Annotated in this window: 18 protein-coding genes; 9 read left to right on the forward strand and 9 right to left on the reverse strand. The window is 56.2% G+C overall.

Annotation, left to right across the window (positions count from 1 at the left end):
* The first annotated feature begins 44 nt into the window (after window positions 1-44).
* Complete coding sequence (locus JK621_RS03540) at window positions 45-1,277, forward strand: YncE family protein (protein WP_212558662.1); 1,233 nt, start codon at window positions 45-47, stop codon at window positions 1,275-1,277.
* Between the two features lie 211 nt (window positions 1,278-1,488).
* Here the strand turns inward: JK621_RS03540 and JK621_RS03545 are convergent, their stop codons facing one another.
* Both JK621_RS03545 and JK621_RS03550 read right to left on the reverse strand, forming a co-directional pair.
* On the reverse strand, window positions 1,489-1,719 hold the full coding sequence (locus JK621_RS03545) for a hypothetical protein (protein WP_212558663.1): 231 nt from the start codon (window positions 1,717-1,719) through the stop codon (window positions 1,489-1,491).
* 347 nt (window positions 1,720-2,066) lie between these two features.
* A complete protein-coding gene (locus JK621_RS03550) occupies window positions 2,067-2,315 on the reverse strand; it encodes a hypothetical protein (protein ID WP_212560115.1) in 249 nt (82 codons plus the stop codon).
* 231 nt (window positions 2,316-2,546) lie between these two features.
* Here JK621_RS03550 and JK621_RS03555 point away from each other — a divergent pair, with 231 nt between their 5' ends.
* The 3 genes from JK621_RS03555 to feaR all read left to right on the forward strand — a co-directional run bounded on the left by JK621_RS03555 (window position 2,547) and on the right by feaR (window position 6,301).
* Window positions 2,547-3,185: a DsbA family protein gene (locus JK621_RS03555; RefSeq protein WP_212558664.1), complete on the forward strand. Its 639-nt coding sequence runs from the start codon at window positions 2,547-2,549 to the stop codon at window positions 3,183-3,185.
* 171 nt (window positions 3,186-3,356) lie between these two features.
* Entirely contained in the window at window positions 3,357-5,204 is a 1,848-nt protein-coding gene (locus tag JK621_RS03560) for a hypothetical protein (RefSeq protein WP_212558665.1), read from the forward strand.
* A gap of 182 nt (window positions 5,205-5,386) precedes the next feature.
* Window positions 5,387-6,301 carry a transcriptional regulator FeaR gene (gene feaR / locus JK621_RS03565; protein WP_212558666.1) on the forward strand — a complete coding sequence of 305 codons (915 nt, stop codon included), beginning with the start codon at window positions 5,387-5,389 and terminating at the stop codon, window positions 6,299-6,301.
* 35 nt (window positions 6,302-6,336) lie between these two features.
* Here the strand turns inward: feaR and JK621_RS03570 are convergent, their stop codons facing one another.
* From JK621_RS03570 to tehB, 3 genes are all read right to left on the reverse strand, one after another.
* Complete coding sequence (locus JK621_RS03570) at window positions 6,337-7,836, reverse strand: aldehyde dehydrogenase family protein (protein ID WP_212558667.1); 1,500 nt, start codon at window positions 7,834-7,836, stop codon at window positions 6,337-6,339.
* A gap of 157 nt (window positions 7,837-7,993) precedes the next feature.
* Window positions 7,994-8,632 (reverse strand): leucine efflux protein LeuE, encoded by a 639-nt coding sequence (gene leuE, locus JK621_RS03575; protein ID WP_212558668.1) that lies wholly within the window; start codon window positions 8,630-8,632, stop codon window positions 7,994-7,996.
* Between the two features lie 171 nt (window positions 8,633-8,803).
* Window positions 8,804-9,664 carry an SAM-dependent methyltransferase TehB gene (gene tehB / locus JK621_RS03580; RefSeq protein WP_212558669.1) on the reverse strand — a complete coding sequence of 287 codons (861 nt, stop codon included), beginning with the start codon at window positions 9,662-9,664 and terminating at the stop codon, window positions 8,804-8,806.
* 229 nt (window positions 9,665-9,893) lie between these two features.
* Here tehB and JK621_RS03585 point away from each other — a divergent pair, with 229 nt between their 5' ends.
* On the forward strand, window positions 9,894-11,009 hold the full coding sequence (locus JK621_RS03585) for a DUF1615 domain-containing protein (protein WP_212558670.1): 1,116 nt from the start codon (window positions 9,894-9,896) through the stop codon (window positions 11,007-11,009).
* Here the strand turns inward: JK621_RS03585 and JK621_RS03590 are convergent.
* A complete protein-coding gene (locus JK621_RS03590) occupies window positions 11,006-11,614 on the reverse strand; it encodes a glutathione S-transferase N-terminal domain-containing protein (protein ID WP_212558671.1) in 609 nt (202 codons plus the stop codon). The genes JK621_RS03585 and JK621_RS03590 overlap by 4 nt on opposite strands.
* Window positions 11,615-11,642: 28 nt before the next feature.
* Window positions 11,643-12,488 (reverse strand): alpha/beta fold hydrolase, encoded by an 846-nt coding sequence (locus tag JK621_RS03595; RefSeq protein WP_212558672.1) that lies wholly within the window; start codon window positions 12,486-12,488, stop codon window positions 11,643-11,645.
* A 65-nt stretch (window positions 12,489-12,553) separates the two neighbouring features.
* On the opposite strand from JK621_RS03595, the gene JK621_RS03600 reads away from it, so the two are divergent.
* Window positions 12,554-13,462, forward strand: a complete 909-nt coding sequence (locus tag JK621_RS03600; RefSeq protein WP_212558673.1) for a LysR family transcriptional regulator — start codon at window positions 12,554-12,556, stop codon at window positions 13,460-13,462.
* A 22-nt stretch (window positions 13,463-13,484) separates the two neighbouring features.
* Here JK621_RS03600 and JK621_RS03605 read toward each other — a convergent pair whose 3' ends face one another.
* On the reverse strand, window positions 13,485-15,161 hold the full coding sequence (locus JK621_RS03605) for an alpha-keto acid decarboxylase family protein (protein ID WP_212558674.1): 1,677 nt from the start codon (window positions 15,159-15,161) through the stop codon (window positions 13,485-13,487).
* An 893-nt stretch (window positions 15,162-16,054) separates the two neighbouring features.
* On the opposite strand from JK621_RS03605, the gene pagP reads away from it, so the two are divergent.
* The 3 genes from pagP (at window position 16,055) to JK621_RS03620 (ending at window position 17,684) form a co-directional block, all read left to right on the forward strand.
* A complete protein-coding gene (gene pagP / locus JK621_RS03610; protein WP_212558675.1) occupies window positions 16,055-16,648 on the forward strand; it encodes a lipid IV(A) palmitoyltransferase PagP in 594 nt (197 codons plus the stop codon).
* A 173-nt stretch (window positions 16,649-16,821) separates the two neighbouring features.
* On the forward strand, window positions 16,822-17,307 hold the full coding sequence (locus JK621_RS03615) for a DUF2501 domain-containing protein (RefSeq protein WP_126480561.1): 486 nt from the start codon (window positions 16,822-16,824) through the stop codon (window positions 17,305-17,307).
* Between the two features lie 113 nt (window positions 17,308-17,420).
* Window positions 17,421-17,684: a putative hemolysin gene (locus JK621_RS03620; protein WP_212558676.1), complete on the forward strand. Its 264-nt coding sequence runs from the start codon at window positions 17,421-17,423 to the stop codon at window positions 17,682-17,684.
* A gap of 35 nt (window positions 17,685-17,719) precedes the next feature.
* On the opposite strand, the gene JK621_RS03625 is transcribed toward JK621_RS03620, so the two are convergent.
* Entirely contained in the window at window positions 17,720-18,337 is a 618-nt protein-coding gene (locus JK621_RS03625; protein WP_212558677.1) for a hypothetical protein, read from the reverse strand.
* Window positions 18,338-18,387: the final 50 nt, after the last annotated feature.

Genomic DNA, 18,387 nt, shown 5'->3' on the forward strand with positions numbered 1-18,387 from the left:
GTTGTTCACCCTAACGGGCTTTATTATTTCAAGGAGATAAACGGATGTCTGGAACAATAGGAACACCCCGCGCCTTACTGTCGCTGTTGATTGCAACCTCGTTGGTGGTGGCCGGTGCGGCACAGGCTCGCGAGGCCGGGATCAAGCCAGAGGATATCCAGCGTCAGGCGCTGTCGTCTGCGCTGGTGGAGATGGCCTACAGCCCGAGCCAGCAGTCGCTGTTTGTCAGTGCGCCGGACTGGAAGGAAGAGGCGCGTTCACGCGTGCTGCGGCTGGATCCGGCCACGCTGGCGGTGCAGGCGGAGATCCCGCTGCAGGTTAAGGGGTTTGGCGTGGCGCTGGATGATGCCGGTAAACGGCTGTATCTGACGCAGGGCTTCAACGGTTCGGTCGGCGTGGTGGATACTCAGACCAACCGTGCGCTGAGCAGCATCCCGGTGACCGAAAAGACCCTGCTTGAGCAGACCTACAAACAGGCGGGCATCAGCGGCAAACGGCTGGAGTTCCTGCTCGGGGAGCTTAAACGCTTCAAGATCACCGAGGATTACCAGTACCGGATCCGCGAGGTGAAATATGACGCGCAGACCGGTCGCCTGTTCCTGCCGGGGCTGGGATTTGGCGTGGATAGCGTGCTGTTTGTGGTCGACACCCGCAATAACAAGCTGGAAAAAATCATTCCCGGTTTTGGCTATAACGCGGTGGGCATCACGCTCGATGAGAAAGGGCGACGGGTATTTGTCTCCAACATGCAGGGGCAGTTGATCACCCTGAATGCCGATACGCTGGCGATCACCTCGACGAAAGAGATCCAGGCGGATCAATTGCTGAACCTGGTGTATGACGGCAAGCATAACCGTTTGCTAGGGGTGGATCAGGGGATCGATCGCGACGACTACCGCAACACTCATCTGGGGCACGAATACGCCAAGCGCAGCAGCGGGCACCGGGTGTTTGCACTGGATGCGGACAGCGGCAAGGTGCTGGCCAGCGAACTGACGGATGAAGTGCCGATCGGCCTGCTGTTGGACGACGGCAACCAACGCCTGTACGTTGCCAACCGTAATGGGATCCGCGTCGAACGGGGTGCCGGCACCTTGACGGTGTTTGATTCGAACACCCTCAAGCGCCTGCAAACCGTGGCGCTGCCGCCGCACCCTAACAGCCTGGCGCTGGATACGCGCAACAATGTGCTGTTCGTGACGGTGAAAAATGACGGTGCAAGCACCAAGGCCGGCAAACCGGAAAGCGTAGTGCGTATTCAACTGCGCAAAAACTGAAGCGCTGTGCCGAATAGTGCTACAGATGGGCGGTATTAAACGCGGCTATTTAGCGTTACCGCGCTGCGTCAGCCACCGCTGACGCAGTCTTTTCACTTATCCAGCCAAAACCGCCCTGGCAGGATCGATTCTCTTCTTGGGGGCGCTGCATGCTACGCCCATCTGGATCATCCGACGGTGTTTTTTGTCCGCTGTTTGGGTGACCGCAGGTTCAATAATCGGCATGCTTGTTGCGGTCGAGGCGTGCCTCTGGTGCGCGTTTTTCCGGTGCTGGTTTGTGCGTTTTTCTGAGCGGTTTTTTATTGTGATGCGGCTTTGGCGGCATTTTATTATTCTGGTGAATTATCGGTTTTTCATGATGTTCATTTATCGGTGGTGCCGCGAAGACCTGTACGCTATTTAACGCCATAACGGCGGTGATAATAAGTATCAGTTTTTTCATTATTATACCCTGAGTTTTAATAAATATATTTTTATTAAGCCCCATGTTGAAGGGGCTGTTATTTAGCGCGGCGCGTTAAAGTGATAACCTGGCCCGCCTGGGCCACCGCGCCCGCCGCCGCCACCTGGAGGTGGGAATAAACAGCCGGACAGCATTGCGCTAATAGTCACCGCGCTGATGAACATCAGAATACGACGCATAATATAACCTTTATCGCTAAATCGAGGTGGCTAGTATTATCTTCCGACGCGGGGGTTAGCAATATGGAAAGGGTAGGCAAACCGAAAAGATTCCGTAAGTAAGATTATTCTAATCGGGGGGATATTGAGCGATTGAGATAAGACGGGCTAAAACCCGGCCTTGAGCATCTCTTCTCGCAGCAAATCGACGATCGCGGGCTCTATGTCAGGGAACTGTCGCGTAATATCCGCAATCGCCTCCGCGACAGAAGGCGCTGAAAAGGTGCCTGAGAAAGGCAGAAGAGGAAGGTTGGCGTCGCTGTCCGGAAACTCGCCGCTGATGGTTCCGGTGATCATCCCTCCTTTCTTTTCCGCAGTGAAGTCGTATTCACCCACGTTTTTATTAATCAGCGTCATTTTTACCTCTATCTCGCCCGGCTCCAGCCGCAGGATCTTTGCATCCCACTCTTCTTTTTCAAGGATAGTGGTTGAGGTGGAGAATACCAATGAAACGCTGATTTTCAGGCTTTGATTTTGATGCGCGTCAACTCCCTATAAACAGAAGGTAATAAAACTGGCCTTGAACCGATAATTTTATTATAAACACCGCCGTTAGGGACAATAGTCGAATCTGAAACGGGAGTGTTTATGATGGCTAAAATGAATCGGTTAATCGCCGCTGTACTGCTGATGTTATTGCTTCCTGCCGCTACTGCGGCGGATTATCGCGAAGGCGAACAATATACCCGTCTGGATAAGCCGGTGGCGTCCGCCCCTGCGGTGGTGGAGTTTTTCTCCTTCTATTGCGGCCCCTGTTATCAGTTTGCCGAAATCTATCACGTGGGCAGCACCGTCAGCCAGGCACTGCCTGCGGGCACTAAACTGACCAAATATCATGTTGGTCTGATGGGCAAGCTGGGCAATGAACTGACCGAGGCCTGGTCGGTGGCGATGGTGATGGGCATTGAGGACAAAATCGAAGCTATGCTGTTCGACGAGCTGCAAAAGAAGCGGGCTATCAACAGTGAAGCGGATATCCGGCGGGTGTTTGCCGCCGCCGGCGTCGACGCCGCCGCTTATGAAAATGCGCGCCACAGCCTGTTGGTGAAAGGCCTGATCGCCAAGCAAAATGAGGCGGTGAAGGCGCTGGACGTGCGTGCGACGCCATCGTTTTATGTTTCCGGTAAGTACAAAATCGATAATACCGGCATGGCAAGTCAAAGCGTCGACGGCTACGCGAAAGAGTACGCGGCCGTGGTCCGTTATCTGCTGACCACCCAGCCTTAATTTCTGAAGGTACAGGGGCGTCCTCTGTGCCTTATTCTTTGTTTTTCTCTCGATTGTTGTGCCAGCCACAAGTGGACGCGCTACGCTAACCCCACCTTGTTGTCGTCGATATAGTTGTGACTCCTTCGCAGGCGTTAAATGACTTCTGCTACTGACATCCTGGAGCCCTCTATGCCATTACCCTCATCAAGCACCATTTACTATGTTGCAACTCTGAATGACGTCGCGTTAAACATCAGCAATACCGAAGAGATTGTTGTAACGGACAGCTATACCGGCGGCCGGTTTATCAAGCAAGTCACTAGCCCGACGGTAGATCGTTGGGATGTCGACGGTGTAATGCTGATTAAAGACGCCAACAATGTTATTTGGGAGCGAGTTTTTGAAGACTGTGTCGATCCAGAGTGGTGGGGAGCCCGACCGTTTTACCGTAATAAGTCCGGTAACTTTGTAAACGATGGTTATGACAGCGCCCCGGCATTTAGCCGTATGTTGGCCTGGTTGGTTGGTACTGCAGGCACAGCGCCGGGTGGCACCTATATTAACTGGACTCCCAAACCGGCAGGCGTGCGCTTTAAAGGTAATCGTCAATATGGTTTAGGCTCTACCGTTATTTGGAACACGCGCATTAATTTGTACGCTAACGGTGGCGCTATCTTTGCCAACGAAGGTTTTAACCAGGATGTGAACAACCCGAAAGCCCTGTTGCAGTTGTACAACGAAAAAAATCGGCCGACTATTGAATGCACGCTAGAAAAACTGGAAATGTATTCATGCAGTCCAAACCGTATCGACAGCAGCACCATTAATCTGGGTGTGACAGGGATGCTGTTTGAAGGTGAAGGTGTCGCGGGGGATTTCCGTTTTTGCCGATGCGTTGTCCGCGAGGCAAAATTCTACCATTTCCATACGGCTCCAGCGGTCAGATACGGTGCACGCGCTTATTTGATCCGTTTCTATGACTGCTATTTTTCGCAAAACTCAGGTGGGGATGTTTATTACCCTGCGGGTATCGCCGACGCCGGGGAGAATCTCAGCTATACCAATTGCACCTTTGCTAATGGAGGGATTCTGAACCTGGAAGGTGGGGCGCATAACTTCGTCGACTGCTCTGTCGATTATCAAAAGTTTGGTTTTATGATTAAAAACGCGCGGGTAAGCATGCTTGGCGGCCATATGGAGATTAACAGTGATGTTACCAACAGCCGGGTGGTGATCACGGGGACCGGCAGTTTTACCGCCGTGGGCACCAAGTTTTACGGTACCACCAATGTAGCCATTACCGCGCCTTCCTACTTTGATGCTCAACAATATCACAGCAAGGTGATCCTGCAGGACTGTGAGTTTGAGAACACCTTCGGGCATAACAGTTTGTTATCCGGGGAGGGGCAGTTAAGAACCCAGGGATGTTTTATGGTTAATCAGAACCAATGCCCGGTGTTACAGCCTCTAACCTCAAAAAACAATAAAATGCTGAAGCTGCAAACGGCTGAGCAGGTAACCTCTTATTTGGCCACCGTGTTCGGTTACGCCTTTACCGCAGCCAATTATCTTGTGCAAACCGTTTATCCACCAGCCGGGTCTGCTTTTACCGGTAAGGTCATTGAGATCAGGAAAACGGCCGCGACTACCGGTAGCCAACGGATTGCTATCCCGATGGCGATGGGGGAAGGCAAGGTACCTTATTGCCAAGTGCAGGTGATGGGGTCGGTGGAGTTTGCTACCACTGCTGGTTATGCCTTTTCCGGCGAAGGGATCCGCAGTGTGACAGCACCAGTCGGCTATTATTTCTCCAACGTTAAGGACACCTGGAACTTCGGTACGGTTAATGTGACCACTACACCAATGACGGCAATCAACATGTTTGGTAACGCCAGCGATTTCAACGTAGGCAGCGGGCAAGCGCCGCGTAATATTGCCGACGGTAGCCAGCAATGGCTGTTGTTCTATATCAACCTGACCAACTTGCCAGCCGGTGAGTCGTTATATATCGGTAATATCAACTTTAACGTTTTGTGATTCTGTTTATATGGCAAACCCGGCCACGGCCGGGTTTTTCCTTTATGCATGGTGAAAGGGCAATCTGTGATCCCTGCGCCAGATCGCCGTCCCGGCGTTGATTGTGTGTTATCGGGTTGTTATGTTTATTTTCTGTTCAGCAAGGCTCGCGGTTTTATCGCGGGTGTTTGAAGGGGAAAATCATGGCAATTTCCGCACAGGTCAGAGACGCCGGATTTGAGGCGTGGTTGGGGAAAATCAATTCCGCCTGCGGCCGGTTTTGCGCCAAGACGCTGGGGCCGGGCTTTAGCGGTGCGATACAGGAGTTTCGTACGCACGCGCTGCGCCTGAGCGTGGTGGATGCCGCCCAAACCCGGTTGTATCGTACGCCGCAGGAGATTGCCCGCAGCGACGGTTCGCACTTTTTTACCGTATTTCAATTGCGTGGCAGCGCATTGATGGAGCAAGACGACCGGCAGGCCGTGTTGTCCGCCGGTGACATCACGTTAATCGACGCTGCACGGCCCAGCAGCTTTACCTTTCAACAAGACTCTCGCCAAATTTCCTTACTGATGCCGCGCAGCTATATCGAACGGCCTCTGGGTGGCACCGACTTGCCGTGCGCGCGGCGGATCGAGGCGGAAAACAGCGTGGTGCGGCTCAGCCGTCAACTGATATTGGGCTGCATGCAGGACCCGCAGATGAGCGCCGCAGAGAGCGAGGCGATCCTGAACGCGGTGGCTACGTTGCTGCGCCCGGCGCTAATCGACCCTGACGTGGCGTTCGAAGCGCAGCCGCAGCTCTTCGCCCGCTCGCTGGCATTTATTGATTCGCATATTCAGTCGGAACAGTTGCGCCCAGAGTGGATCGCCGGGGAGCTTGGCGTTTCGGTACGCAGCCTGTATCGGATGTTCGCCCGTCAGGGGCTGGTGGTGGCCCAGTACATCAAGAACCGCCGTCTGGATTTGTGCGCGCAAGCCTTGCGCAGCGCGCCGGGGCGGCAAAAACTGGCTACGGTCGGCTATGACTGGGGTTTTACCGATCACAGCCACTTTTCTACCGCCTTCAAAGCCCGCTTTGGCGTCTCGCCGAGCGAATACCGCAAGCAGTATCAGTAGCGCCGCAGGCGGCGCCCTGATGATTTAGCCGATTCTCAATAGCGAATGCACACCGATTTGGTTTCGGTATAGGCGTCCAGCCAGTCGGGGCCGAAGTCGCGGCCGCTGCCGGACTGTTTGAAGCCGCCGAACGGCATGTTGGCGTCGATCAAGGTATGCGTATTGACCCACACCGTGCCGGCCTGAATGCGCGGCGTCAAAGCCATCGCCTGTTGCAGGCTGGTGGTCCACAGGCTGGCGGTCAGGCCGTAGTCGGTGTCGTTGGCTTTGCTCAGCGCCTCTTCGGCGTCCGCGACCCGGATCAGGTTGACTACCGGGCCAAACACTTCTTCACGCGTCAGGTTCAGCTTGTCGTCCGGGTTAATCACCAGCGTCGGCGGAATGTAAAATCCTTGCGGATCCGGCCCGGCTGCGCCGCTGATAAGCTCTGCGTGCTTGGCTCTGGCATCATCCAGATAGGCCGCCACTTTATTGCGGTGAGCGCTGGAGACCAGCGGGTTTATCTGTGCCGTGGCGTCCATGCCCGGCCCGACGGTCAGAGATTTCACCGCCTGCTCGAACCCGGCCACCAGCCTGTCGTAAATCGGCGCTTCGATGTAAATCCGCGAGCTGGCGGCGCACACCTGGCCCTGGTTGAGGAAACTGCCCATCATCAGGCCTTCGATCACCTGCTGCGGATCCGCATCTTTCAGCACGATGGCCGGGTTTTTACCGCCCAGCTCCAGCGTGACGCGCGTCAGGCGGTCCGCCGCGCTGCGTGCGATGCTTTTACCGACTGGGGTGGAGCCGGTAAAGCTCACTTTGGCGATCAGCGGGTGTTCGGTCAGCGCCTTGCCGCAACCTGTGCCCCGGCCGGTCACCACGTTGAATACGCCCGGCGGAACGCCGGCCTCGGTGGCCAGTTCGGCCATGCGCAGCAGGGTAAGCGGGGTGGTTTCAGACGGTTTGATCACGATCGAACAGCCCGCCGCCAGCGCCGGCATCACCTTCCACATGCCGATCATCAGCGGGAAGTTCCACGGCACTATGCCGGCCACCACGCCAATCGGCTCTTTACGGGTATAAACCTGATATTTTGCGCCTGGCGGCATCGGGATCGACACATCCAGGGTCTGGCCGACAATCTTGGTGGTCAGCCCGGCGGTATAGCGCATCCAGTTCAGCGTGCAGCCCACTTCAAAGGCGCGGGCGATATTGATCGATTTGCCCTGTTCCAGCGTTTCCAACTGGGCCAATTCTTCGGCGTGTTGTTCAACCAGATCGGCATAGCGCAGCAAAATACGCTCGCGTTCTGCCGGCAGGCGCTGTGCCCAAACGCCGGTGGTGAAGGCTTTATGGGCCGATTGCACCGCACGGGCTACGTCCTGCGCGTTGGCATCGGCGGTGGAGGCGATTTGCTGCCCGTCGGCGGGGTTATACACCGCCAACCGGTCATCGGCGCTGGATTCGCACCATTGGCCGTCGATATACAGCCTGTGTTGACGATCGAGAAAACGCGAAACGCTGTCCATCACTGCTTGGGTATTGTCAGGCATACGCCCTCCTGTCAGACAAAAAAGGTCGCTATCGTTAACCTTCAAAGCCTACAACAGGCGGCCGGGATCGCCTTTTGTCTGCCTGACATTCGGTTTGTGCTGCGTGACAGTCTGCAAGAAGGCAACGGCTGAGACGCTCAGCCGTTGCTGAACCAGATTACGAACTGAGCGTCGCCAGGCGGGTGGCGAAGCCGAGGAACAGCAGGCCAATCAGGCCGTTGCCCAGTTTTGCCAACCCTTTCTTGTGGTTAAAGAAGTGCGCCAGCATCGCGCCGGAGAAGATCAGCGTGGTCATGTAGATAAAACTGACCGACTCGAGGATCACGGCCAGGATAGTGAACGACAGGCCGGTGTGAGCATAGTTGAAATCGATAAACTGCACGAAGAACGACACATAAAACAAAATCGCCTTCGGGTTGGTCAGACTCAGCGTCAGCGATTTGCGCAGGATGCTGTGGCTGTCTTCAACCTGCTGTTGCTGCGCTGTGTTTTTCTGGATAAAGGTGGCGTAGAGGATTTTTGCGCCCAGGAACAGCAGGTAAATCGCACCGAGAAAACGCACCAGGGTAAACAGGAACGGCGTAGTGCGGATCAACGAAGCCACGCCGATATAGGCGCAGAAGATCAGGATCGCATCGCCGATAAACACGCCCAGCGCAGCGGTATAGCCGGCGCGTACGCCGCGTGAAACCCCGGTTTTCAGTACGTACAGCGTATTCGGGCCCGGCAGGATGATGATGAAAACCACCCCGGCCAGATAGGTCCAGAGATTCAGGACGCCAAAACTTTCTAACACAATAACCTCTCCATGCGCGGAACTGACAGGCAAAAAAACTGGCTACGCCCGTAGCCGGCCGCGATCCTAACGCTGCGCCGCTGGGTTGGCAACGTAATAAACTTCATGTTGTTTTCTGAAAATGGCGTCAGTCAGAATCTGCTGTGACTAACGCCAATCTTTTGCTCGGAATTAGGGCTTACGCGCCAGCAGCGTGGCGAAACGCAGGGAAATGCGGTTGCCGGCGGCGTCGGTTTTGTGCAGTTGGCCAACGTCTTCGTTGTATTTGAGGATTTCCCAGCCCCGGTAATAGTCTTTAAGCTCCCCCGGTTTAAAGGTGAACGGGAAGGGCAGGTTGCACGGGTAATCCGGGGTATCCATCGCCGCGACGATCAGGTTGTGGCCGCCGCTGAGGGTGCCCTTTTGCATCTCCTGCACCAGCGAGGGGATCCGCTCCCGGTTCAGGAACATGAACACCACGGTAGAAAGAATAAAATCGTATTCGCCGCTGAAAGAGTGGATGTTGAGATCCAGCGTGCCGGCGCGGATGTGCGACAGGGCTTCGCCGTCGATGATGCCGTTGAGCTTGTCAATCGACGGCGAGTGTTTGTCCCAGGCGGTGACGTCAAAGCCTTTCAGGTTGAGATAAAGCGAATTGCGCCCGCCGCCGCAGCCCAGATCCAGCGTCTTGCCGGGGGCGATTTGCCGCGCGGCTTCGATCACTTCCGAGTGGGTGCGCGTCAGCTCATACTTTTTAGCGTAGTAATCTTCCGGCGAACAGTAGAAAGCCAGTTGGCAGATCATGTCGTCCGAGAAGGAAACGATGCGGTGCCATTGCTGCGGCTCGATAAACGGCGGTTGGCTCTCGGGGCTGAACTGCCAGGTTTCGGTGGTTTCGCCCTCTTGCGTCATCAGCGCGAAGGTGAGGGCGCCGCTCAGCAAAGTAAGCCTGGCCCAGGTGCCGGCCTGGGTATTGTGTTGTTGCTGGAAGCTGGTCGGCAGCGTTGCGCTGTTCCATTGCGGCAGCGTTTTATAACAAAGCAGATCGTTCATGCGTCTCTCCTGAGGCAGGGCGTTGCCGGCGCGTGGCGGGCGAACAAGATGATTTTATATGTTGCATATAAAATACATGTTTATTGGCCGTTTGAAAATGCCTGCCAGGAGGAAAGGCGCGGTTTACCGCTTTGAAGCTGAGGCGATCTGATCCGCCTATTTTTAACTGGATCGCGTTCTCCGGCTGGGCTAACGTCAGTGCAGATTATGCCAAACGATCAGGGAAAAGATGTCACTTCACCGTTATATCAACTCGATGACCTTGCGTCCGTTGAGCCTGGCCGCGCTGCTGGTGCTGGCCGGTTGTACGACGAAAACCACGACAGCGCCGGAACATCGCCCCGCCGACGTCAAGGCGCAACTGGTGCGGCTGATGCCGGCCAACGCTGCCGATCGCCAGGGCTGGGCCACCGACATCACCGCCGCCTTTGCCGCACAGGGTATAGAACCGAACACCGAAAACCTGTGTTCGGTGTTGGCGGTGACCGAGCAAGAGTCGACCTTCCAGGCCAATCCGCCGATCGCGGGGTTGCCCAACATTGCCTGGAAAGAGATCGACCGCCGCGCCGATCAGATGCATATCCCGAACTTCCTGGTGCATACCGCGCTGCTGATCAAATCGCCGAACGGCAAAAGTTACAGCGAGCGGCTGGACAAGGTGCGCACCGAGAAGGATCTGAGCGATATCTTTGATGACATGATCGATACGGTGCCGATGGGGCAAAAGCTGTTCGGCAGCCTGAACCCGGTGCATACCGCCGGGCCGATGCAGGTGAGCATCGCTTTTGCCGAGGCGCACGCCAAAGGTTATCCGTACCCGATCGACGGCTCGATCCGCCGTGAAGTGTTCAGTCGCCGCGGCGGTATGTACTTTGGCATCGCGCACCTGTTGGGCTACCCGGCAGACTACAGCCAGCCGATCTACCGCTTTGCCGATTTCAATGCCGGCTGGTACGCCAGCCGCAATGCGGCGTTCCAGAGTGCGGTCAGCCGGGCGAGCGGCATTCCGCTGGCGCTGGACGGCGATTTGATTAACTACGGCACCGATAAGCCCGGCTCCACCGAATTGGCGGTGCGCACGCTAGGAAAACGGTTGGATATGAGCGATTCGGCGATTCGCGGGGCATTGGAGAAAGGGGATTTGCTCGAGTTTGCCGACACCCGCCTTTATGAGCGGGTCTATACGCTGGCGGAAAAAACGGCCGGCAAGAAACTGCCGCGCGAAATGCTGCCGGGCATTCAACTGGAAAGCCCGAAAATCACCCGTAAACTTACCACCGCCTGGTTTGCCAAGCGGGTGGATGAGCGGCGCCAGCGTTGCCTGGCGCGCGCATCGGCAGGCTAAACCTGCGGGGTGCTGATAAACGCGGGGTGTTGCTCGGCTTGGGCGGTAAACGCCGCCAGCACCGGGTGCGCCTGCGCGGTGATCCGTTCGGGCAGCATCAGTTGAGTAAAGCTCCAGGCCACCGCCACGCTGACCTCCGCGCTGCCCATGAGTTGCGGTATCGCGGCGGTTTGCGCCAGCAGTTTCTCCAGTTCGGCGTAAGCCGCCAGCAATTGGCCCTGAACGCGATCCAGCCACGGCTGATGTTGTTTCTCCTGCGGGCGCAACTGCTGTTCATAAACGATTTGCACCGTTTTTTCGCAGGCGGCCAGCGCCAGCCCGGTCAATTGCAAAGCGCGCAGCCGTGCAGGTCCGTGCGCCGGCAACAGGGCCTGGCCGGCGGGAACCAGCCCGGCGGCATACTCCAGAATGAGCGACGAATCCATCAGGATTTGATCGTCGGCCAGCACCAGGGTTGGGGCTTTCACCACCGGGTTGAGGGTTTTGAATCGTTCAAAATCGCGAAATACCGACACCGCGCGGTGTTCAAATTCGACGCCCAATAATTTCAGACAAATAGCCACCCGGCGCACATAGGGTGAATCCAGCATGCCAATCAATTGCATCAGATTTTCTCCTGGGCATATTGCCCGTTTAAAGTGAATGTATAAATGCCACCAACCGTTGCGCCACCACCTCCGGCGCATCTTCCATGACAAAATGCCCCGCGCGCGGGATCACCTGCAGCCTGGCACCGGGAATGTCGGCCTGCAAACGGTAGGCGTAACTGACCGGTTGCCATTCATCGTTTTCGCCCCACAGGATCTGCACCGGCAGGCGCAGTTCGGGCAGGCGCTGTGCGAAATCCTCAGTATAGCGGGCGTTGTAATGGGCGATTTGCTGCTGATAGAACGCCGGTTGGCCGACCACGCCGACGATCGGCGCCAGATAGCGCTGCAATAATTCTCCCTTCATCAGCGATTTGTCGAACACCGCCATTTTCAGTTGCCGTTCCAGGGTTTGCTCATGCTGCCGCTCGTCCATCACGGCGTACTGACGATAGTTATCGCGAATGCCGCGCCAGGTGGGGGAAGGCCAGGAATCGTAGCTGCAAATATCCGCGATGCTCAGCGAGCGAAAGCGCTCCGCATGGCTAAACGCCGCACGTAATGACAGCGCGCCGCCAATATCGTGGCCAAAGACGTGGGCGGTATCCAGTTGCCAGTGATCCAGCAGGCCAATCAGCAACTCCGCCTGTGCGGCAATCGAGGTGTCTGCCGACAGCGGGCGCTCTGACGCGCCAAAACCCAGTAAATCGTAAAGGTGGACCTGAAAGCCCGCAGACGTCAGCCTGGGCAGCAGGTTACGCCAGATTATCGAGTGAGCGGGCGTACCGTGCACCAGCACCAGCGGATCGCCAGCGCCGTGCACGCCGGCGGCAATGCGATGGCCGTCGACGATAATGTGCCGATCAAGCAGGGTGGGGAAGTTGTTCATCATGATCTCTCCATGAGGTGGCCGTACCCAAGCTACCCATTCTCTTTTCATGACGCCAATGACAAGTTATGGTGAGTCAATCCCATTTTTGTCATGGTGCGCAGATGACCCCGCGTTTATCCATCGATGCATTACGGGCGCTGCAAAGCGTCATTGATACCGGCAGCATGACGCGCGCCGCGCAACAGCTTAATCTCAGCCAGTCGGCGGTGAGCTGGAAAATCAAACGGCTGGAGGAACAGCTGGGCCGCATTCTGATCGATCGTCAGGGCGGCGTGTTGACCGCCACCGCCGACGGCGAGGCGCTGCTGCTGCATGGACGGCGCATTTTGCAGGCTCACGATCGGGCGCTGGCTCACTTTTCGCCCTCGTCATTGCGGGGCGTGGTGCGTTTTGGCGCCACGGAACAGATGCCGCTGGCCCAACTCGCCGCTTTGCTGACGGCATTTACCCATCAGCATCCGCAGGTTGACGTGCAGTTGGTGATTGAACAAAGCCAGGTATTGCGTGCTGCTCTCGCGAAAGGGGATCTCGATCTGGTGCTGCATCAGCAGTTCCGCGATGCCCTGAGCGCCGAGGATGTGGCGCTGGAAAGCGAACGCATTCACTGGTGCGTCCCGCCTGGGTGGCATTATCAGCCGGGCGAAAGAGTGAAGCTGGTGAGCTACGGGCCGGACTGTTTTTACCGCGGTCTGGCGGAGGATCGCCTGAGCGCGGCGGGCATCGATTACCGGGTCTGCGTCGAGTGCCCCTCGATAGCCGGCATGCTGGTGGCCATTTCTGCGGGAATGGGGATTGGCCTGCTCAGCCAGCAATGTCTCGATCGCCGGGTGCAGGTCGATGCCGGGTTTGAACGCAGCATGCCGCTGCCCGAAGTGGTGAATGCGTTGCGTCTGGGCGCCAAGCGGCATCATCCGCTGCTGCAAAGGCTGCAACAGCGGATCGTACAGGCGTTGGGGAAAACGGCCGCTTGCTGAGAAGCGGCGGGTAACGGCGCGGTTATGCGCGGCGCGGGTTGGTCAGGCCGAAGTTGAAGTTATTGCAGCGGTTGCAGAACTCTTTCATCACCGGCGGGGTATCCATCATCGGCACCTTCACTTCGATAAAGGCCAGCCGATCCTGGCGTGAAGCCTGTTCCAGCGCCAGCTCCAGCTGTTGCGTGGTTTCGACCGCCACGCTGAACGGCGTGGCCTGGGTGTTGAGCACCGCCGGCAGCTTGGCGTAATCCCAGGGGCCAATGTCGTTGTAAGACGAATTTTCCCCGAGAATGTAGCGCTCTATGGTGTAACCGTCGTTATTAATCAGGAAAATGATGGGTTTTTGCTCATAGCGCAGCAGGGTGGAGACCTCCTGGGCGGTGAGCTGGAAGGAGCCATCGCCAATAAACAGCAGGTGCCGACGATCTGGCGCGGCCATCATGGTGCCGAGCAGCGCCGGCAGGGTATAACCGATCGACCCCCAGATCGGCTGATTAACCACTTGCACGCCGTCCGGCATGCGCATGCCGCCAATCGCCGCCCCTGAGGTGCCGTTCTCCACCACCAGCACGTCATCCGCCCGAATAAAGCGCTGCATACGTTGCCAGAAATAGGCCTGATCGAGAGCCGCTTCGCCCGGCGTCGCCAGCCTGTGCTTCTGTTCGGGGAGCGGTGCCAGCGGCGGGGCCGTTATGCCGTTATCCAGCGCCAGCAGCGCTTGCAGCAGGTCTGCCGCCGCTACCGCCGGGTAGGAGGTATTGCCCAGCTTCAGCGAGAAAGGCTGAATATCAATCTGCGCGCCGGCGGGGATGTGGTGCGAGAAATAACCGGTGGTGGAATCGACCAGGCGTACGCCGAAGGTCAGTACGCAGTCGGCGTTCGCCATGTGCTCATACAACTCGGGGCGCGACAGGTCGCCGCTGTAGCCACCCATCCAACCCGCGGTGGTTTCCGGGATAATGCATTTTGCCGTCGGCATATTGGTGAGTGGGATCGCAAATTTATGGGCGACCTCGATCACTAATTGCTGTAGCTGAAAACGATCCACCATTTGGTCGACCAGAATAATCGGTTTTTTCGCCCGTTTAATGCGCGCCAACAGCGCCATCGCCGCCAGTTGGACATTATATTGGTCGCTTTGCGGTAATTGCGGTGGGGCAATGGTCTGGGCTATTTCAATTTCGACATCGCAAATATCGGAAGGCAACTGTAAATAAACCGGTTTCTTTTCCGTCCAGGCGCGGGAAATAACGCGCGGAATTTCAACCGCCGCATTTTCCGGCGTGATTAACGCTTGGGCGACGGTGAACTGTTTAAAACAGTTCATGACGTTATCAAAGTTACCGTCCGCCAGCGTATGGTGCAGCAACTCATGGTTTTTCATCGCATGCAGCGGCGGGGTGCCGGACAGGCAGATCACCGGTGCGGATTCGGCATAGGCGCCGGCAATGCCGGACAGCGCGGCCAGATCGCCCACGCCGTAGGTCGTGATTAGCGCCCCGGCGCCTTTTAGGCGCGCATAGCCGTCGGCGGCATAGGAGGCGTTCAGTTCGTTGCAATTACCGATAAACTCAAGATCGCCCTCCTGTTCAATCAATTCCAGCAGCGCCAGGTTATAATCACCGGGCACGCCATAGATACGATCGATGCTCAGGGTACGGAGCTGTTGCAGAATAAAGGCTCCAATCGTGATTTTCATGTGCTTCTCCGGATTTTATCTCTTTTCTTTTATCAGGCAGAAATCAGCAAAATACATTGCCGGCGATGTTGTGTGGCGAATGAGTCAATATGCCGCTCTGGTGCAAACGGGTTTTTTCTCGCTGGTTTTAACCATTATTTAAACACCCCACTTGTTCAAGCTGGGGCTATGGTGCGGTAAACGGCGGGATCGTATTCGAGGGTTTACGTTGTCAGTAATCAATATGAAAAATAAGGTTATTGGGCGGTGGCATTTTTCATTGAATCTGATTGAGCAGTAAAATCGGGATAGGGCGTGCAGATAATGGGGCGTTGGGCTATCTCTCGGTACTTTTGCCGGCAGGGTTAATCCTCATTTTTTATGGCCGTGTCTTTTTAACTTTTTCCGTATGACCTCCCACCATGAATAACTCTTTTTAAGTATCTCTGCTGGGTGAGCTCATTAAATTGCAGGTGGCCCAACGCAGGCCATGAACGGTTATTTTTCATGTTTCATCCATGTAACATTGTATTTACATAGTGGCAGCATTACGACGAGCCTCGGTGTGATGAGGGCGGCCTGCAAAGTGGGCTTTCAGCCGCAGTTGCAAACGGGGTGGCCATCACATTCTCTTCTCCAGCGGGAGTAACGATTTCGCTACACTTTGCGTGACGATGAAGATCGTCCCATACAGTGGCGACTTTCATTATTGCGGAGTTTTCCGACAGACGAGGTATTTGGCGAGCAGTAGGCTGAGCGCCCGGAATAGGACTTGTGGGGTGGCACGCTTTGCCGACGGCTAAACTTAACCAGGGGGCAACAGGGCAAGGAAAATATCTTGGATAAATAAGATACAGCTTGATCTTGCCAATGTGATGGGTAAGAATCCTCGGCCTTAATTTTACAGGAGCTTTATGATGTTTTTTAAACGGACAATTTTGGCTTGCTCGGTGGCATTGATATTTCCTGCACTACCTTCTTATGCCGAGGTTGGTGCAGGAAATAGTAATTCCGCACAGGCTGAAAAACCGGGGTTGTGGCAGCGTTTCACCAATAACGTGTCGGAAACCTGGAATAACTCGCCGAATAAAGACATCTACCTGCCGGCCATCACCTGGCACAACCGCTGGGCTTACGATGACGAGCACATCGACAGGTACAATGAGCGCCCCTGGGGCGCCGGTTATGGCATCTCGCGCTATGATAGCGACGGAGACTGGCACGGTATCTATCTGATGGCGTTCAAGGATTCGTTCAACAAGTGGGAACCTATCGGCGGCTACGCTTACGAGAAAATCTGGCGGCCGCTGGATGACAAGGATTTCCGCCTGGGGCTGGGGTTTACCGCCAGCATTACCGCGCGGGACAACTGGAACTACATTCCTATCCCGGCGCCGTTGCCGCTGGCGTCGATCGGCTATAAACGGCTGACCTTCCAGGCGACCTACATTCCCGGCACTTACAACAACGGCAACGTGTTCTTCGCCTGGCTGCGCTGGCAGTTCTGATCCCGGCGGGCCTTTTGGCCCGCTGCTCTCCCACCCAAAAATTACCTGAATTCTGAAAAACGGCTGCCGCGAGAGATAAAAGGAACTTGTCGGCAACGGTGACGTCGGAAGAGGTGACCCGGCGCATTGCGTAGAGCGCGCCGTTTTCGGGAAATAACAGGAGCTTTACCCTCATGAACACCAAACATCGTTTACTGTTGGCGCTGACCTTGACTACGGCTATGACCTGCGGGGCAGCACAGGCTGCCGGGCTGATGGATTCCATCAGCAGCGCCGCCGGTGAACTCAGCAAGTCTGGGGGCAGCACCGGCGGCACCTCGCTGTCTTCGCTGACCGGCCTGCTGAATGGCGGCGATAAAGCGCTGAGTTCCGGCAGCATGACCAACGCCGCCGGCATCCTGCAATACTGCGTGAAAAATAACGTCCTGTCGGCCAATGGCACCGAAGCGGTGAAAGACAAATTGCTGAGCAAGTTGGGTATCAGCAGCACGGAAAACGCCAAGAGCCAGGATTATCAGCAAGGGCTGGGCGGTCTGTTGAAAACCGGCGAAGGCAAGAGCCTGGATCTGAACAACCTGGGCGTTTCGCAAATTACCGAAAAAGTGAAGCAAAAAGCCTGCGATCTGGTGCTGAAACAGGGCGCGTCCTTTATTTCCTGATAGCCTGAACGGCGGGGGTTACGGCCACCCGCCGTTTTTATTTCCCCGTCGTATTTCATGCTGCGGCGTTGTTGGCTGCAACGTGAAATTCATAGGGAGTTAAAAGAGCAAACATGAAAGAAATTCTGATGATCTCCCTGTTGGCAGGGGCGACGCTGCTACAGGGGTGCGCAATGAAATCTCCCGAGGCGCCGCCGCCGCCGCAGGTGAAACCGATCGGGATGGCAAACCCGGCAGACGTTTATTGCTCAGGGCTTGGCGGCAGACTGAACGCCAGGCAAAACGCCGACGGCCAGTATTCCACCTGCACCTTGCCGAACGGCCAGGAAATAGAGAGCTGGGAACTGTTCCGCCGCGATCACCCTGTTAAGAAGTAAGCTTGACGGCGTCGGGGAATTTATCTGGCGCCGTATCAGAACTCGCGATCGCTGATGGATTGGAACTCGATGCCGCCGTTCGAGTGCATCTCCAGCGGCATCCGCCAATCGCTGTCTTTGCTCAGGGCGAAAGCTCTGGAGCGGAAGTTGCAGCCGCTCTTGATGTTCTTGATTTTCATCACGTGTTCCGCAGCCGAATCGATTTTGACATCGAAGTTGCCGGCGGCGGGAATGAACACCTCCGCCAGCTGTTGCGGTGCGGTGGGCGTTTCCAGCCTGACCAACACCGCAAAATCGTTGCCTTGATTGTCCAGCGTCAGACGATGCAAGCCGGCGCCGGTCAGGCGTTCCGGTTGATGCAGATAGCCGGCCGATGACGGCCAGGCTTGCCCTGCATTGTCGTGCAGAGGCCCGCCGCACTGTTCACGCGCTTCGCGCAGCGGCATTTCGCGCTGGATGGCCCGGTTGTAATCGGTGGGGGGGGGCGTCACAAATTCATCATCGCTTTGATGCGCGCGCAAATAGCGTTTGGCGCTGAATACCCCAACGGCAATCAACATAAAGAAGATAAAAATCGTCAGGCGATTCTTGAAGATCGATCCAAGCAGCCTGCCCGGTAATTGAAATAACCATTTCGCGATTTTCGACAGCATCTTTTTCCCTTAGCGCCCAAGCCGTTACGTTCTGCGGTAACGATGCTTGC

Origin of the sequence: Serratia plymuthica (assembly GCF_018336935.1) — a bacterium.
GTDB classification, from domain to species: domain Bacteria; phylum Pseudomonadota; class Gammaproteobacteria; order Enterobacterales; family Enterobacteriaceae; genus Serratia; species Serratia plymuthica_B.

Excerpts from the sequence above, each read along its gene's own strand:
- JK621_RS03540 (WP_212558662.1), top strand. The coding sequence starts at position 45 with ATGTCTGGAACAATAGGAACACCCCGCGCCTTACTGTCGCTGTTGATT.
- JK621_RS03545 (WP_212558663.1), bottom strand. The coding sequence starts at position 1,719 with ATGAAAAAACTGATACTTATTATCACCGCCGTTATGGCGTTAAATAGC.
- JK621_RS03550 (WP_212560115.1), bottom strand. The coding sequence starts at position 2,315 with ATGACGCTGATTAATAAAAACGTGGGTGAATACGACTTCACTGCGGAA.
- JK621_RS03555 (WP_212558664.1), top strand. The coding sequence starts at position 2,547 with ATGATGGCTAAAATGAATCGGTTAATCGCCGCTGTACTGCTGATGTTA.
- JK621_RS03560 (WP_212558665.1), top strand. The coding sequence starts at position 3,357 with ATGCCATTACCCTCATCAAGCACCATTTACTATGTTGCAACTCTGAAT.
- feaR (WP_212558666.1), top strand. The coding sequence starts at position 5,387 with ATGGCAATTTCCGCACAGGTCAGAGACGCCGGATTTGAGGCGTGGTTG.
- JK621_RS03570 (WP_212558667.1), bottom strand. The coding sequence starts at position 7,836 with ATGCCTGACAATACCCAAGCAGTGATGGACAGCGTTTCGCGTTTTCTC.
- tehB (WP_212558669.1), bottom strand. The coding sequence starts at position 9,664 with ATGAACGATCTGCTTTGTTATAAAACGCTGCCGCAATGGAACAGCGCA.
- JK621_RS03585 (WP_212558670.1), top strand. The coding sequence starts at position 9,894 with ATGTCACTTCACCGTTATATCAACTCGATGACCTTGCGTCCGTTGAGC.
- JK621_RS03590 (WP_212558671.1), bottom strand. The coding sequence starts at position 11,614 with ATGCAATTGATTGGCATGCTGGATTCACCCTATGTGCGCCGGGTGGCT.
- JK621_RS03595 (WP_212558672.1), bottom strand. The coding sequence starts at position 12,488 with ATGATGAACAACTTCCCCACCCTGCTTGATCGGCACATTATCGTCGAC.
- JK621_RS03600 (WP_212558673.1), top strand. The coding sequence starts at position 12,554 with ATGGTGAGTCAATCCCATTTTTGTCATGGTGCGCAGATGACCCCGCGT.
- JK621_RS03605 (WP_212558674.1), bottom strand. The coding sequence starts at position 15,161 with ATGAAAATCACGATTGGAGCCTTTATTCTGCAACAGCTCCGTACCCTG.
- pagP (WP_212558675.1), top strand. The coding sequence starts at position 16,055 with ATGATGTTTTTTAAACGGACAATTTTGGCTTGCTCGGTGGCATTGATA.
- JK621_RS03615 (WP_126480561.1), top strand. The coding sequence starts at position 16,822 with ATGAACACCAAACATCGTTTACTGTTGGCGCTGACCTTGACTACGGCT.
- JK621_RS03620 (WP_212558676.1), top strand. The coding sequence starts at position 17,421 with ATGAAAGAAATTCTGATGATCTCCCTGTTGGCAGGGGCGACGCTGCTA.
- JK621_RS03625 (WP_212558677.1), bottom strand. The coding sequence starts at position 18,337 with ATGCTGTCGAAAATCGCGAAATGGTTATTTCAATTACCGGGCAGGCTG.